A 15,009-nucleotide genomic window follows, 5' to 3' on the forward strand; every position below is an offset into this window, starting at 1 on the left:
CGCATACCGGCGAGACAATCCGGAACCTACGAAGAGGTACGGTCCGGCCAGACCCTTTAGATGAGGGCCAAGGTAATCTGCTACTACTCCCAAAAGGTCTACGCCTTCCTTCCGGTCCTGATGCGCATCCCCCGGCATTGACACAAAACCCGAGGCTCGCAGCTTTGGATGTTTGCTGCCCACTAGAGTCGAAGTTACCACCAGCCGATGGCGTTTCCGGTTGCGTACGAGCAGGATACCTGCCGCGGTGACCTTGTGCCCGTAGGCTCGAGGCAGCCTCGGGCCAGCCTTTCGGGCATGGATACGAGCAGCGCAGGGGTGCGAGCGCCTACCTCAGCGACATTTCTCTGCGACTCCTGTCGGCAGCGGCCATGGGTGGCATACCTAGTTAGGGCGCTCAGGGACTAGCGATTCGTGTGAGCCAAATGCATTGGCACAGAACATTGTCGATGTGGATGACTACATGGCTCCCGTGAGATCGAAATAGGCCGTTCCGGCGTTCCAATCAATGGGATGCAACAAGGTCCCGACCGCCGGGTTGAGCGCGCTATACATCATGCCGTTACCAGCGTAGATGCCCACGTGCCCCCAGTTGTTGGGCCCTTGTGGATCCTGGACCACGAGGTCCCCCGGCTGCGGTTTGTCTGTTTGGTGCCCAACGGTCCACTGGTCCACTCGTGGCAAGTGGATCCCTGCCTGCCTGTAGATCCATTGAACATATCCGGAGCAGTCCCAGGCCTTGAACGCCGTGCCGCCCCACACGTAAGCACCACCCACGCCCTCCTGAGCAAAACGCAGAAGGTCCTTCCGAATCTGGCTCAGATTCGGCGTCAAGCCCCGCAGCGCCGGGCCGTTTGTTGAACTGCCGCAGGACGCCGGCACAGCGCCATCCGCGAGCGCGTCCACGATTGCCGTGGCCTCCGGCTCCCACCGCGCATACAGCTCAGGAAAAGCGGACAGTTGTACCGCCTGAGCAGCGGCACCTTTGGCCAAAGACTCCCAGCCAGCAACATCGAGCAATCCGCGCGGACTGCTGTGGTTAGGACCAGTCGGGCCGCCGTAGAAAGCCTGCGCATCGTAGACGGGATCCATCAGTTCCCCGATCGTCCCCCAGCCAGCGCCTGGCCGTTGTTGGGCGGTGCCAACAGAATCGTGGTCGTTGCCGACGCCGTCGTGCGCGAATTGAAGCGAGTCTGGGACATTCGAATTCGCCAAGACTCGCAGACTGGACTCTTGGAGGGCCATCATGATGGCGATGACTTGACCGTCTTTCGGGACCCCCATTTGTTTTCCCACCGCTATGTAGGTCCTCGCAACCGATCGCTGCCCAGGGGTCAGAATGATCGGCGGCAGGCCCTGTGGCTGAATCTCCAAGCCTCCGGAACTATTCGACGAGGGTGGCCCTATTGCATCCGCGCCTAAGGTGCAGACATAGGCGGAAGCCGCTGATCCGGCTGCAAACACTGCCACGCCTGCACAGAACGCACACACAAGGAAAAGCCCCGTCGAAGTCGCAGCGGCAATCGACGCCTGCGCGATCACCCGGCGCTTCGTCAAGCCGGCCAGAATTGCTACAGCTGGCATCAGTAGACGATCCTGCCTGGCGTCGCGTAGAAGGCGACCAGAACGCAATGATCGTCTGGCGCTGTCGTCGCCGGCGGGCAATTCACCATGACACTTACAGGAGCCACGTACCCGTTGTGATCCGAATCGGATTGATCCACGACACCCAAAGTCACCGTGCACACGTGCAGCCCCGTCCAGGGCGCCGGGTGCTCACGCACTTTGGCCAATTCGCCGTCGCACAGAACGGACTGAGCCTTTGCCGAACGGCGTGCATGAAGTGCCGTCAATGACGCATACGTCCCGGCATTTACGCCGGTCGCCTCAAACTCCTGCACAAGAACCGATAAGGGATTGGAAGCATCAGGCAGGACCACCCACCAGTCCCGGAGGCGGGAGTAAACCTCAGAGTACGACGCCGTTCGCGCGTCCCAGGTGTAAATCGCCGTCGCTGCCGCTTCAGAAAGCTTCCGGTAATCCGTCGTATGAGGCTCGTCAACTGCGGACACCAATTCCGATGTGGCCGTAGGCGATGGTGCCGGCGGCGAACTGCTCGGGGTCGCTGAGCTCGAAGGGGACGACGCGGCGCTCGATAGAGGGACAATCCCCGATCTGACCCCGGTCGGAGGGCGCGTGAGAACCAAGAGCACGACGGCCAAGCTCGAGAGAACTACGACGCCGAACCACCAAGCCCTCAATCCGCTCCTACGTCGCTGTGGGCGCCTCCGTTGTATCGTCATACCAGCCTCCTCACCAGTTCATGACGAGAACCTCGGGATACACCATGACTCAGGAGGCTCGCGCCATCCCGTTTCGAAGAATCCGCCAGGAGGCCTGATACAAGCGGCGGGCAAAGCCGATCTGCACAGCCAGATAGCGTTCTGTGACACCGAGCTCCGTGGCCAATGACTCCAAGACTCTGGTTCGCTCCGACCCGCGCACATCTCGACGAACGATGCATGCGGCAACCCTGCGCAGCACCGGCGTCGGGAGGCATTCCACCGAGTTGTGGCAGACAGCCTCAACGCTCCGAAGATCTGACCGCTTTACATCAAGGGCGTTTTGAACTGTCCGCGCCGTGTGGCGTACAACTGTCACCGCACGCCACCGTCGACGATCCTGCGCTGACGGCGGACCGTATTGACGCGGGGTGGTGAGGCTGTCGAGGGCAAGTTCCCAAACGTCCTCGCGGACGCTGGCCCGTGTCAGGGCAATAATTGTTCGCGCCCAATCCTGGTCAATGGCTTTATCGGCGCCACCGTCCCACCCCCGATCAATGCCCAGAACGGCCAATGCATCGGGTGGCGCGTCCTCAGCGGCCCCTGCGGGATCGACGAGCAGCGGAAGCGTCTCATGGGCCAGTTCACGACGGATGTGCGATGCGCACACGTTGGCAGACACTCCCTGAACCCAAGCCTCGAATCTCACTCCCGGAAGCTGGCGATAGTGGCCGCGCCTGATCCCGTCCCAAACGGCCATCCGGATATCTTGCATGACGTCATCGACATCGCACGCGCGGCCGATCCGCGACAGTCGGGAAACGACGTAGGACCGCACGCCTTCGACGGCCACCATTATTTGATCGATTTGGACAGGGAAGTCGGCAGGATCTGGGGACCTGCTCAAGGAAATGTCAATACTGCTTGATGCTGGTTGATAGTGCCGGGCGCCGATTGCCCTGGCATTGACATCCATCGTGTTCACCACTTCGACAGTCAGACGCGAATGAGCTCTGGCGTCAGCTTCCCCGGCGCCGGTTAGGCGCAACGGCCAGAACCGGTTCGCGCCCAGAATCGCAGCAAAGCTATGCAAACTATCGTCAAGAGTATTTAAAATATTGTCAAGACTGCGAGACTTACTTTTTCGTTGCTGTTCGACAAGAATGGTTCCATGCCACGGATCACCCAGCCTCACGACGACGCGTGGTCCGCCGACGTCGAAGCGGCAGTCGCGACATTTGGCAACAGATCTCGAAACGAAATTCTCCGCTACCTTTCAGCGCACGGCCCCGCAACCCGGGGGGACATCGTGGACGCAGTGAGCGCCCGCGAGCCGAGTGTGGCTAAACATCTCCTGGCCCTTGAAGAGTCCGGCGCGATAACGGTAGACGTTGAACCAGGCCGGAGGCACGGGCGTTCTCCGCGCTATTCAGCCAACGGTGCACGAATCAAGGAACTGCTGGCGGCCCATCTGCAGTACCTACTTGAGGAGTAGCCGCGGCCTGTTCTCCTTCTGGGTGGAGGCTGATGTCCCTGTTGAGGAATTCTGTGATGGCGCGCAGCGTTTCGGGCGATACATCGCCCAGTGTCCGGGCGGCAAAGGACTTAACCCGGGCCGCCCGCAACGATCTGACGAACTCGAGCTGCGAGTCAATGCGTTCCGGCAATTCAGCATCGTCACCGATCAAGTAGGACGGATCGACATTGAACAGATTGCACAGACCGGTTAGCAGGACCCGGTCCGTGACAAGCCGGCCAGTCCCCTCTTTCATGTAGAACCAGCGGGCCCGGGAAAGCTTGATTCCTTTGGCCGCAAGTTCGGATTGGACTTCGTTGAAAGTCACGGGCTTGCCACGCTCGGCTACCACGACATCGAGCAAAAGATTCAGACGACGTGCAAGTTGGGCTTGCGGAGACAATGCGTCACCTTGAGATTCCCCGTCATCGCGCATTCTCCGTCCCCTCCCGCCACCACAGTCGTCCGCCAAGCCGCTCGTGTACCGGCCTCCGCGTCCCAGTATTCCGTGGGCAGCATCCGCCGGGCAACCGGAGTTGCTACACGGATCTTCCATCGCGATTCCAGGAGGCGTACCCTGCTCCTGTAGACCCGTCTACAGGAGCAGGTCCCGTCAACACCCAGGCTGTGGTCTCAATGTCGAACATCCTGATGAATAAAACGAGAAGTCGGATCGTCCGGTTTCTTGTCCGAAGGGGCCCGGCCACCTGCGCCCAAATCTGCGACGAGCTCCAGGTCTCGCCGTCGGCGATCCGACGGCACCTCCATCTAATGCGCGAGCAGGGCCTCGTGCAGAACCGATCACACCGATTCACGGTTCACCCCCAGCAGGTTCAGGAGCTGCTACGGGAAACAGCCCTGATTTTCGAGGTGCGTGTCATGCCGTGCGAGCCACCGGAAACCATGGACGAAGGCAGGAGAAGTTTCTCGTCCTAGGAGCGACCACGAGAGGATCGAGTGAGCTCGCATGAAACTCGAATTTTTCGAGCCAGCTGAGGCCGCCTCAGTGCTCAAGTGTTCCGAGGCATGGCTTCGGGAGGGCGCGACAAAGGGCGAGTTCCCCCATGTCGTCTGGGGAAAGGGCAAGATCATATTCACGTCCGGCCACCTAAAGGAGATTGCCGAGCTGCGCGAGGTCAGGGCAACTGCAACACCAACGTCTACGCCGAGGATGATTGGGACACGAGCTCGATCACAACAGAGGATTTCGTAGTGTTGACAGACGCCCTTAGGCTCGCCACGCAATCGACGATCGCTCGACAGCATCCGCGGCATCCTGCAGCGCTTGAGGCATGAGGTGGCCATAAACCTGCTCAGTTGTCCGAGTTGATGCATGCCCGAGGCGCCTCGAAACTGTGAACAAAGAGACGCCGTCCTGAATCAGCCAGGAAGCATGTGTATGCCGCAGGTCGTGGATTCGAGGTGACTTCTTCAAACCGCGGGCTTGTGCGGCCTCAACCGCGGGAACCCAGTAATGATGCCAGTACAGCTTGTGAACTATGCGCTCACCCTTGGGCGTCGTGAACAAGAGGTCAGAACCGGGTCGGCTGGCCACTAGGGGAATCAGGATCTCCACCAATTGAGGGTTCAACGAGACCGTCCGTTTCCCTGCACCAGTCTTGGTCGCGCCGATGTAGTACTCGGAGTCAGCGCCGCGCTTCCACGCTTTGTTGATACGCATGGTGGCAGGCTTGGACATCAGATCGACGTCGGCGACGGTCACGGCTGTTGCTTCTCCAAAACGCGTTCCAGTCATCACCAAGAACTCGGTAAAAGCCTTGTACCGCTCCCCCATACCCTCGAGAATCAACCCGAACTCGGCGTGAGTCAGGAACCTTGCTTCATCCTCGGCTTTCTCGCCGGAGGGGAGCTGGACCCCCCGACAAGGATTGTCCTTTCGGTATCGCAGCATCACAGCCGTCTCCATGGCCGAAAAGATCAATCCATGGTTGTTTTTGATGGTCTTCGGAGACCTACCCTTTGCCTGCATCGTCTTGATCCAGTAGGTCAAATGCCGGTAGTCCAGCTTGTCCACGGGAATGTGACCAATGACATCGGCGATATGCAGCCTCAGCATCGTTTGGTACGTGTGGACCGTGCCGACAGAAGGCCGCACCAAAAGGTCGATATGTTCCTGGATGACGGCCGCGACGCTGGGCGCTTTGGTTTGGTTCTTGATCATCGCGTGCTGGGCGATTTCAAAGGACTGGTTGTTTGCATCGAGCAGCCGCTTGAGGGTCTCTGCTTCTGATGCCGTGGAGAAGGTGATTCCTTCTTGCTTACGCGTCTCGGGGTTGCGCCAGCGGACTGTGAACGAAGTCGATCCGTCAGATTTTTTGCGCTCCCAAATGCTGGCCATAGCCCAAATTCTAGGCTTCGTGTGCACAAAAGACGAGATTTTGTGCACACTCAGAAGCCCAAAACCACTTTGACCTGCAGAAACACTGTGCCCGAGGTGGGACTCGAACCCACACACCTTTCGATACCGCATTTTGAGTGCGGCGCGTCTGCCAATTCCGCCACTCGGGCGCGGAACACCGAAACAAGACTAACCGACGTCAGGCTCTTCACAGAACTCAACGCTCCCTGTTGCAGTGCGCGAAACTACTCTACATGCAGATAGGCTAATTTCCAGAACCGGCTCGGCCGAGCCATAAATCATACGCAAGGACCGCGTACAACTAAGATGGTTGAGAACCCCGCCGTACGTCTTGAAGGAGATCCCGTGTCAGAACAGACGGAGTCTAAGCCCGCATCCCAGCCGGCACGCCGCGTAGTTGTCGCAGAAGATGAAACCCTCATCCGCCTGGACATCATCGAGATCTTGAAGGGCGAGGGCTTCGACGTTGTCGGCGAGGCCGACAACGGTGAGAAGGCCGTACAGCTGGCCGAGGAACTGAAGCCTGATCTGGTCCTCATGGACGTCAAGATGCCGGTCATGGACGGCATCTCGGCAGCGGAGAAGATCGTCAAGGCGCGGATTGCCCCCGTGGTCCTGCTGACAGCGTTCAGCCAGAAGGAACTCGTGGAGCGCGCCCGCGACGCCGGCGCCATGGCCTACGTCGTCAAGCCTTTCACCCCTGCGGACTTGGTCCCGGCCATCGAAATCGCGCTTTCCCGCCACGAAGAGATCAGGGCCCTCGAAAACGAGGTGAGCGACCTTCAGGAGCAGTTCGCCACGCGCAAGCTTGTAGAGCGCGCCAAGAGCCTCCTGACCACCAAGATGGGCCTCACCGAGCCGGAAGCATTCCGGTGGATCCAGAAGACCTCCATGGACCGCCGCCTCAGCATGCGCGAGGTAGCCGAGACCATCATCAACCAGGTCAACTAGCACTCCCCTTCGAAGGGCGCCGCTTCCACTCGAAGCGGCGCCCTTCGTCGTCCCCGCGGCCGGCCCCGCCGGCCCACCGCGGCCAGAGCCCCAAACCCCAAAAAAGGGGCTCCGCCAAACGGCGGAGCCCCTAAACGGCACTAAAGAGATCAGGCCTTGGCCTTCGCCCTCTTCTTCTTTTCCGGCCACGGTCCGAGCTTTTCCTTGCGGGCCGCGGATTCTTCCATGCGGGAAGTGTCTGCGAGGTCGCCCACCTTGTGGACCTTGAGCGAGTTCGTGGAACCGGCCTGTCCGGGAGGGGAACCGGCCGCGATGACTACGAGGTCGCCGTTCTCCACGATCTTCATTTCGAGGAGGCTGCGGTCAACCTGTGCCGTCATGGCGTCGGTGTGGCCCACCATGGGGACGAGCACGGGCTGGATGCCCCAGGTCAGTGCCAGCTGGTTCCACACGTGCTCAAGGGGCGTGAATGCGAAGACCGGCTTGACCGGACGAAGGCGCGACAGGCGTCGGGCCGAGTCGCCGGACTGGGTGAAGGTACAGATGAACTTCGCGTCCAGCTGGTCGGCGATCTCGACGGCGGCACGCGTGATGGCGCCACCGCGGGTCTTCGGCTTGGTCCCCAGCGGAGGAACGCGCTCGAGGCCGTGCTCTTCGGTGGATTCGATGATCCGGGCCATGGTCTTGACCGTCTCGATCGGGTACTTGCCGACGCTGGTCTCACCGGAGAGCATGACCGCGTCGGCGCCGTCGAGAACGGCGTTGGCGCAGTCGGACGCCTCTGCGCGGGTGGGGCGCGGGTTGTCGATCATGGACTCGAGAACCTGAGTGGCCACGATGACCGGCTTGGCCCAACGGCGGGCCAGTTCGATGGCGCGCTTCTGGACGATCGGCACTTCCTCGAGCGGAAGCTCGACGCCGAGGTCGCCACGGGCAACCATAATCGCGTCGAACGCGTCGATGATTTCGTGAAGCTGGTCCACAGCCTGCGGCTTCTCGATCTTGGCGATGACCGGGATACGGCGGCCGGCTTCATCCATGATTTCGTGCACGCGGGTAATGTCCGCGGCGTCACGGACGAAGGACAGCGCAACCATGTCCACGCCGCGCTTGAGGGCCCAGCGGAGATCGTCCTCGTCCTTTTCGCTCAACGCGGGGACGTTGACAGCAACACCGGGCAGGTTGATGCCCTTGTTGTTGGAGACCCAGCCGCCGACGGTCACGGTGGCAACCACCTTGACGTCGTCAACCTCGATGGCGCGCAGGGCAACCTTGCCGTCGTCGATCAGCAGGGCGTCGCCGACGTTGACGTCTTCAGTCAGGCTCTTGAGCGTGGTGGAGCAGATTTCCTTGGTACCCGGGACGTCCTCGGTGGTGATCGTGAAGGTGTCACCGACGGCGAGTTCGTGCGGACCGTCGACAAATCGGCCGAGCCGGATTTTCGGGCCCTGCAGGTCGGCCATGATGCCAACGGGCTTGCGGAGCTGGGCGGAAGCCTTGCGGACGTTCTCGTACGTGTTGTCGTGTACCGAGTAGTCGCCGTGGCTCATGTTCATGCGGGCGACGTCCACGCCGGCTTCCAGCACCGCGAGGGTGTTGTCAAAACTGGAAATTGCCGGTCCGAACGTTGCCACGATTTTTGCGCGTCTCATATACCTACCCTAGTAGTGTGCTGCGGTTGGAGTTGGGAAAGGGTCGTGCGCCGGTCCTTAGAGGACCGCTATGGCCCGGTCGGTGGGGGCGACCGGTGCCGGGAGGATGGTGCTGCCCATGAGGTACTTGTCGACGGCGGCAGCGCAGGCGCGGCCTTCGGCGATCGCCCAGACAATCAAGGACTGTCCGCGGCCGGCATCGCCTGCCACGAAAACACCCTCGGTGTTGGTCATGTAGTACCCATCTCGGGCCACGTTGCCGCGGCCGTCGAATTCTGCGCTGACCTGTTCGGTGATTCCGGCAGGCTCGGCCCCCGTAAAACCGAGCGACAAGAAGACCAGGTCGGCCGGAATGATGCGCTCCGTGCCGGCCTTCGGGAGGCGCCTGCCGTCAACGAACTCGGTCTCGGCGACCTTGACTCCAGTGAGCTTGCCGTTTTCGCCCACAAACTCAACGGTCGAGGCGAGGTAGGTGCGTTCGCCGCCCTCTTCGTGCGCGCTGGCCACCTCGAACAGCGTGGGGAACGTCGGCCAAGGCTGGTGCGAGGCGCGCTCGAGCGGGGGCTGCTTGCCGATCGCGAGGGTCGTGACGGACGCGGCGCCCTGGCGGTGCGCCGTGCCGAGGCAGTCAGCGCCGGTGTCGCCGCCGCCGAGGATGATCACGTGCTTGCCCTTGGCATCGATCTGGCCCTCCACGGTCTCCCCCGCGACCACGCGGTTGGCGGGCACCAGGTAGTCCATGGCGAAGTGGATGCCGTCAAGGTCGCGGCCGGGGATGGGCAGGTCGCGCGGAACGGTGGCGCCGGTGGCGATCACCACGGAATCGTAGCGGCGGCGCAGCTGCTCCCAGGTCACGTCGCTTCCGACCGCCACACCCGTGCGGAAGCGGGTGCCCTCGGCCTTCATCTGCTCGACGCGGCGGTCGACCTGTTCCTTCTCCATCTTGAAGTCGGGGATGCCGTAGCGCAGCAGTCCCCCGATCTTGTCGTCGCGTTCGTAGACGGCCACGGTGTGGCCGACGCGCGTCAGTTGCTGTGCGACGGCAAGCCCCGCAGGTCCGGAGCCGACGACGGCGACCGTCTTGCCGGTGAGGCGCGCCGGCGGAAGCGGTTGGACCCAGCCGTTTTCGAACGCGTCGTCGATGATCGAAACTTCCACCTGCTTGATGGTCACGGCAGGCTGGTTGATACCCAGGACACAGGATGCTTCACACGGCGCCGGGCACAACCGGCCCGTGAACTCCGGGAAGTTGTTCGTCGCGTGAAGGCGCTCGATCGCTTCCTCGCCCTTGCCGCGCCACATGAGGTCGTTCCACTCCGGAATAAGGTTCCCGAGCGGGCAGCCCTGGTGGCAGAACGGAACGCCGCAGTCCATGCAGCGTCCCGCCTGGGCTTTGAGCACGCCCCTGTCCTGGGCTTCGTAGACTTCCTTCCAGTCCATGATGCGCACGGGGACAGGACGGCGTGGCTGCGTCTCGCGCTGCCGGACTTTCAGAAATCCGCGTGGATCAGCCACCGGTTACCTCCAGGATTCGGGACCATACTTCTTCGCCGTCAGGATCAAGGCCCTCTTCAATGGCGTCAATACGGGTTTGCAGGACCGCGGCGTAGTCGCGCGGCAGGACTTTGGTGATGCGGGCGGCTGTGTCATCGAAGTTTTCGAGCAAGCGGCCTGCGAGGACGGATTCGGTTTCCTCCAGGTGCTTGACCAAGAGGCTGTGCACGATGGTGCGGTCCTCGTCGTCGAGCTCAAGGAGCTGCAACTCGCCGGAATCCAACGCCTGCTTGTTGACACGGGCAGGCTGGAGGTCCAGCACGTAGGCGGTCCCGCCGGACATGCCGGCACCGAAGTTGCGGCCGGTGCGGCCGATGATGAGCGTCTGGCCGCCGGTCATGTACTCGCAACCGTGGTCGCCGATGCCTTCGACGACGGCGGTGGCACCCGAGTTGCGTACCAGGAAGCGTTCGCCCACTTGGCCGCGCAGGAACATCTCACCGCTCGTGGCCCCGTAGCCGATCACGTTGCCGGCGATGACGTTGCGCTCCGCTTGGAAAACGTTGGTACGGTCCGGGCGGACGATGATGCGGCCACCCGAGAGGCCCTTGCCGACGTAGTCGTTGGAGTCGCCGAACATGCGCAGGGTGATGCCTGCCGGAAGGAAGGCGCCCAGCGACTGCCCGGCCGTGCCGTTCAGGGTGATGTCGATCGTGTCTGTGGCGAGCACATCAACGCCGAACGTCTTGGTCACGACGTGTCCGAGCATGGTGCCGACCGAACGGTCCGTATTGATGACGTCGACCGTGATCTTCACGGGCGTGCGGTCGCTCAAGGCCTCGGCGGCCATGCCGATGAGGCGCTGGTCGAAGTGCTTGTCGAGTTCGTGGTTCTGGCCGGTGAGGTTCCGCAGCGGAACATCGTCGTCGAACTCAAGGCCGTGCAGGATCGGGTCGAGGTCGAGTCCGTCGGCCTTCCAGTGGTCGATAGCTTCGCGGGTATCCAGGACCTCGGCGTGGCCGATGGCCTCTTCGAGGCTGCGGAAACCGAGTTCGGCAAGCAGCTCACGGACTTCCTCGGCGAGGAATTCGAAGAAGTTGACCACGAATTCCGGCTTGCCGGTGAAACGCGAGCGGAGCTCGGGGTTCTGGGTTGCGACGCCCACCGGGCAGGTATCGAGATGGCAGACGCGCATCATGATGCACCCGGACACCACGAGGGGCGCGGTTGCGAATCCGTACTCCTCGGCACCCAGCAGGGCAGCAATGACAACGTCGCGTCCCGTCTTGAGCTGGCCGTCCACCTGGACCACCACGCGGTCGCGGAGCCCGTTGAGCATGAGCGTCTGCTGGGTCTCGGCGAGGCCGAGCTCCCATGGGACACCGGCATGCTTGAGCGAGTTGAGCGGCGAGGCGCCGGTTCCGCCGTCGTGCCCGGAGACGAGCACGACGTCGGCCTTCGCCTTCGTGACGCCGGACGCCACCGTGCCGATCCCGACTTCGGACACCAGCTTCACGTGGACACGAGCCGAGGGGTTGGCCCGCTTGGCATCGTAGATGAGCTGCGCGAGGTCCTCGATCGAGTAGATGTCGTGGTGCGGCGGCGGGGAGATGAGCCCGACGCCGGGAGTTGAGTGGCGGGTCCGGGCCACCCAGGGGTACACCTTCTGCGCCATCAGCTGGCCGCCTTCGCCGGGCTTGGCGCCCTGGGCCATCTTGATCTGGATGTCCTCGGCGTTGGTCAGGTACAGGCTGGTCACGCCGAAACGGCCGGACGCAATCTGCTTGATCGCCGAGCGGCGCTCCGGGTCGAGCAGGCGGTCCACGTCCTCGCCGCCTTCACCGGTGTTGGACTTGGCGCCCAGCCGGTTCATGGCGATCGCGAGCGTCTCGTGGGCTTCCTTGGAGATGGAGCCGTAACTCATCGCTCCGGTGGAGAAGCGCTTCACGATGCTGGAAACCGGCTCGACCTCTTCAAGGGGCACGGCAGGGCGCAGGCTGTCCTTGAACTTCAAGAGCCCGCGGAGGGTCATGAGGTTCTCGGACTGGTCGTCGACGCCCTTGGTGTAGGACTTGAAGATGTCGTAGCGGCGTTCGCGCGTCGCGTGCTGCAGGCGGAAGACCGTCTCCGGGTTGAACAGGTGCGGTTCGCCGTCGCGGCGCCACTGGTATTCGCCGCCGCCGAGAAGCGGGCGGTGCGGCAGCTCGATGCCGCCTTCCGGGTAGGCCATCTGGTGCCGCGCGGAAACCTCCGCGGCGATGACGTCCAGGCCGACGCCACCCAGCTGCGAGTGGGTGCCGGAGAAGAACTCGTCGACGAGGTCCTGGGACAGGCCCAAGGCTTCGAAAGTCTGGGCGCCGGTGTACGAGGCGACCGTGGAAATGCCCATCTTGGACATGATCTTCATGACGCCCTTGCCGAGGCCCTTGATGAGGTTGTAGACGCCGTCTTCGGGAGTCACGCCCACCACTTCGCCGGTGCTGATGAGCTGCTCCACCGATTCCATGGCCAGGTACGGGTTCACGGCGGAAGCGCCGTAGCCCACGAGCACAGCCACGTGGTGCGTTTCGCGGACGTCGCCGGCCTCCACCACGAGGGCGGTCTTGGTGCGGTTGGCGCTGCGGAGCAAGTGGTGGTGCACTGCGCTGACGAGGAGCAAGGACGGGATCGGCGCCCACTGCGCGTTCGAGTCGCGGTCGGACAGCACGATGTACTGCACGCCACGGTTGATCGCGCCGGAAACCTGCTCGCAGATTTCGGTGAGGCGGCTCCGCAGTGCCGCTTCGCCGCCCTCCGGACGGTAGAGGCCGCGCACCTTCATGGCGACCTTGTCCCCGTCGGCGTTCTCGATGTTGGCGATCTTGGCGAGCTGGTCGTTGTTGATCACCGGGAACGGCAGGGAGATCTGCGGCTGGCGGACCTGCCCGACGTCGAGAAGGTTGCCGTTGGGGCCAATGGCGCACTGCAGCGAAGTCACGAGCTCTTCGCGGATCGCGTCCAGGGGCGGGTTGGTGACCTGGGCGAATGACTGCACGAAGTAGTCGAACAGCAGGCGCGGGCGCTTGGACAGCACAGCGACCGGAGTGTCGGAGCCCATGGCGCCGAGCGGTTCGGCCCCGGTACGGGCCATCGGACCGAGGAGGATCTTCAATTCCTCGGTGGTGTAGCCGAATGTCCGCTGGCGGATGTTCACGGATGCTGCGGTGTGCAGCACGTGCTCGCGCTCGGGAAGGTCGTTGAGGTCGATCAGGTTGTCCTTGACCCATTCAGCCCAGGGGTTGGCTGCGGCCACCTCGGCCTTGACCTCGGCGTCGTCGATGATGCGGCCGGCTTCGGTGTCCACCAGGAACATCTTGCCCGGCGAAACACGGCCCTTCTTGACCACCTTGGCCGGCTCGACCTCGATCACGCCGACTTCGGAGGCGAAGACCACCAGGCCGTCTTCGGTGATCCAGTAACGGCCCGGGCGCAGGCCGTTGCGGTCAAGGGTGGCACCAACGAGGTTGCCGTCGGTGAAGGATACTGCGGCGGGACCGTCCCACGGCTCCATGAGCAACGAGTGGTACTCGTAGAAGGCGCGGCGCGCGGGATCCATCGTGGCGTGGTTTTCCCAGGCCTCGGGGATCATCATCATGATCGAATGCGTGATGGGCCGTCCGGAAAGCCAAAGCAGCTCGGCAACCTCGTCGAAGGACGCGGAATCGGAGGCGCCGGGCGTGCAGATGGGGTACAGCTCTTCAGGCGTATCTCCCAGCAGCGGGTTCGCGAGTTGCGACTGGCGCGCCCGCATCCAGTTCCGGTTGCCTTTGACGGTGTTGATCTCGCCGTTGTGGGCGATGGTCCGGAAGGGCTGTGCGAGCGGCCATGACGGGAAGGTGTTGGTGGAGAAGCGCGAGTGCACAATCGCCAGCTTGGTCTTGAAGCGCTTATCCGAGAGATCCGGGTAGAACGGCTCCAGCTGCGCCGTGGTCAACATGCCCTTGTACACGATGGTGCGCGAGGACAGGGACGGGAAGTAGACGCCGAACTTGTTCTGGGCGCGCTTTCGGATGCGCCATGCCCGGGAGTCAAGTTCATTCCGCTCCAGCACCTCGCCGGTCGCGGAAGCAAGAAACGGCTGTGCGAAGTACGGCATGCAGGCACGGGCCATGGCTCCGACCAGGTCCCCGACCACCGGCACTTCACGCCAGCCAAGGACAGTCAGGCCCTCATCGGCTGCAAGCGCCTCGATGCCCGCTTTTGCGGTCTGCGCCTCGCGGGTTTCAGCTGGCAGGAATGCCGTACCCACCACGTACTGGCCGGGTGCGGGGAGCTCGAACTCGGTGACGGCCCGGAAGAACTCGTCCGGAACCTGCATGAGGAGTCCGGCGCCGTCGCCCGTACCTTCGTCCGCGCCGACGGCGCCGCGGTGCTCAAGGTTGCGAAGGGCGGTCAGGGCCGCTTCCACGATGTCGTAGCCGGGTTCGCCACGCAAGGTGGCGATAATGGCCAGTCCGCAAGCGTCCTTTTCCTGCTCAGGGTTGTAGAGTCCCTGGGCTTCCGGGAGCGCAGCGAAACGCTTGAACGGCGAAATGGTCCCGTGCGGTTCGGCTGATTCGGACCAGCTTGGATTATGAAGATGGGTCATTGAAGACGTCCTTCCTCGAGATCGTGCGAATGGAAGGGACAACGCTGGCCCCACCTTGCCAGCCGTGTGACGGGCATAACAAAGCGCTAGTTACTTGAAATTGTAGG

At 62.7% G+C, this 15,009-nt stretch carries 11 protein-coding genes and 1 tRNA gene; 3 read left to right on the forward strand and 9 right to left on the reverse strand.

Annotation, left to right across the window (positions count from 1 at the left end):
- Window positions 1–459: 459 nt before the first annotated feature.
- From L0B83_RS16785 to L0B83_RS16795, 3 genes are all read right to left on the reverse strand, one after another.
- Entirely contained in the window at window positions 460–1,284 is an 825-nt protein-coding gene (locus tag L0B83_RS16785) for a C40 family peptidase (protein ID WP_234759701.1), read from the reverse strand.
- Between the two features lie 299 nt (window positions 1,285–1,583).
- Window positions 1,584–2,072 (reverse strand): hypothetical protein, encoded by a 489-nt coding sequence (locus L0B83_RS16790; protein ID WP_234759702.1) that lies wholly within the window; start codon window positions 2,070–2,072, stop codon window positions 1,584–1,586.
- Between the two features lie 280 nt (window positions 2,073–2,352).
- The gene (locus tag L0B83_RS16795) at window positions 2,353–3,270 is read right to left on the reverse strand and encodes a sigma factor (RefSeq protein WP_234759703.1); all 918 of its coding nucleotides are present in this window, start codon (window positions 3,268–3,270) and stop codon (window positions 2,353–2,355) included.
- A 183-nt stretch (window positions 3,271–3,453) separates the two neighbouring features.
- On the opposite strand from L0B83_RS16795, the gene L0B83_RS16800 reads away from it, so the two are divergent.
- The gene (locus tag L0B83_RS16800) at window positions 3,454–3,777 is read left to right on the forward strand and encodes an ArsR/SmtB family transcription factor (protein ID WP_234759704.1); all 324 of its coding nucleotides are present in this window, start codon (window positions 3,454–3,456) and stop codon (window positions 3,775–3,777) included.
- On the opposite strand, the gene L0B83_RS16805 is transcribed toward L0B83_RS16800, so the two are convergent.
- Window positions 3,731–4,234, reverse strand: a complete 504-nt coding sequence (locus tag L0B83_RS16805) for a hypothetical protein (RefSeq protein WP_234759705.1) — start codon at window positions 4,232–4,234, stop codon at window positions 3,731–3,733. The genes L0B83_RS16800 and L0B83_RS16805 overlap by 47 nt on opposite strands.
- Window positions 4,235–4,449: 215 nt before the next feature.
- Here L0B83_RS16805 and L0B83_RS20030 point away from each other — a divergent pair, with 215 nt between their 5' ends.
- Entirely contained in the window at window positions 4,450–4,734 is a 285-nt protein-coding gene (locus tag L0B83_RS20030) for a helix-turn-helix domain-containing protein (RefSeq protein ID WP_372461210.1), read from the forward strand.
- A 292-nt stretch (window positions 4,735–5,026) separates the two neighbouring features.
- Here L0B83_RS20030 and L0B83_RS16810 read toward each other — a convergent pair whose 3' ends face one another.
- Both L0B83_RS16810 and L0B83_RS16815 read right to left on the reverse strand, forming a co-directional pair.
- Window positions 5,027–6,157 (reverse strand): tyrosine-type recombinase/integrase, encoded by a 1,131-nt coding sequence (locus L0B83_RS16810; protein ID WP_234759706.1) that lies wholly within the window; start codon window positions 6,155–6,157, stop codon window positions 5,027–5,029.
- Window positions 6,158–6,245: 88 nt separating this feature from the next.
- Window positions 6,246–6,327 (reverse strand) — tRNA-Leu (locus L0B83_RS16815).
- Window positions 6,328–6,523: 196 nt separating this feature from the next.
- Here L0B83_RS16815 and L0B83_RS16820 point away from each other — a divergent pair.
- On the forward strand, window positions 6,524–7,129 hold the full coding sequence (locus L0B83_RS16820) for an ANTAR domain-containing response regulator (protein ID WP_234759707.1): 606 nt from the start codon (window positions 6,524–6,526) through the stop codon (window positions 7,127–7,129).
- A gap of 149 nt (window positions 7,130–7,278) precedes the next feature.
- Here the strand turns inward: L0B83_RS16820 and pyk are convergent, their stop codons facing one another.
- The 3 genes from pyk to gltB are packed head-to-tail and all read right to left on the reverse strand — an operon-like array spanning window position 7,279 to window position 14,902.
- Window positions 7,279–8,781 carry a pyruvate kinase gene (pyk, locus tag L0B83_RS16825; RefSeq protein ID WP_234759708.1) on the reverse strand — a complete coding sequence of 501 codons (1,503 nt, stop codon included), beginning with the start codon at window positions 8,779–8,781 and terminating at the stop codon, window positions 7,279–7,281.
- Window positions 8,782–8,838: 57 nt separating this feature from the next.
- On the reverse strand, window positions 8,839–10,296 hold the full coding sequence (locus L0B83_RS16830; protein ID WP_234759709.1) for a glutamate synthase subunit beta: 1,458 nt from the start codon (window positions 10,294–10,296) through the stop codon (window positions 8,839–8,841).
- Window positions 10,289–14,902: a glutamate synthase large subunit gene (gltB, locus tag L0B83_RS16835; RefSeq protein WP_234759710.1), complete on the reverse strand. Its 4,614-nt coding sequence runs from the start codon at window positions 14,900–14,902 to the stop codon at window positions 10,289–10,291. Before gltB ends, L0B83_RS16830 begins: the two co-directional genes overlap by 8 nt.
- Window positions 14,903–15,009: the final 107 nt, after the last annotated feature.

The organism is Arthrobacter alkaliphilus (assembly GCF_021483235.1).
Classification (GTDB): Bacteria; Actinomycetota; Actinomycetes; order Actinomycetales; family Micrococcaceae; genus Arthrobacter; species Arthrobacter alkaliphilus.

Excerpts from the sequence above, each read along its gene's own strand:
- L0B83_RS16805 (WP_234759705.1), bottom strand. The coding sequence starts at position 4,234 with ATGCGCGATGACGGGGAATCTCAAGGTGACGCATTGTCTCCGCAAGCC.
- L0B83_RS16785 (WP_234759701.1), bottom strand. The coding sequence starts at position 1,284 with ATGGGGGTCCCGAAAGACGGTCAAGTCATCGCCATCATGATGGCCCTC.
- L0B83_RS16800 (WP_234759704.1), top strand. The coding sequence starts at position 3,454 with ATGCCACGGATCACCCAGCCTCACGACGACGCGTGGTCCGCCGACGTC.
- L0B83_RS20030 (WP_372461210.1), top strand. The coding sequence starts at position 4,450 with ATGAATAAAACGAGAAGTCGGATCGTCCGGTTTCTTGTCCGAAGGGGC.
- pyk (WP_234759708.1), bottom strand. The coding sequence starts at position 8,781 with ATGAGACGCGCAAAAATCGTGGCAACGTTCGGACCGGCAATTTCCAGT.
- gltB (WP_234759710.1), bottom strand. The coding sequence starts at position 14,902 with ATGACCCATCTTCATAATCCAAGCTGGTCCGAATCAGCCGAACCGCAC.
- L0B83_RS16810 (WP_234759706.1), bottom strand. The coding sequence starts at position 6,157 with ATGGCCAGCATTTGGGAGCGCAAAAAATCTGACGGATCGACTTCGTTC.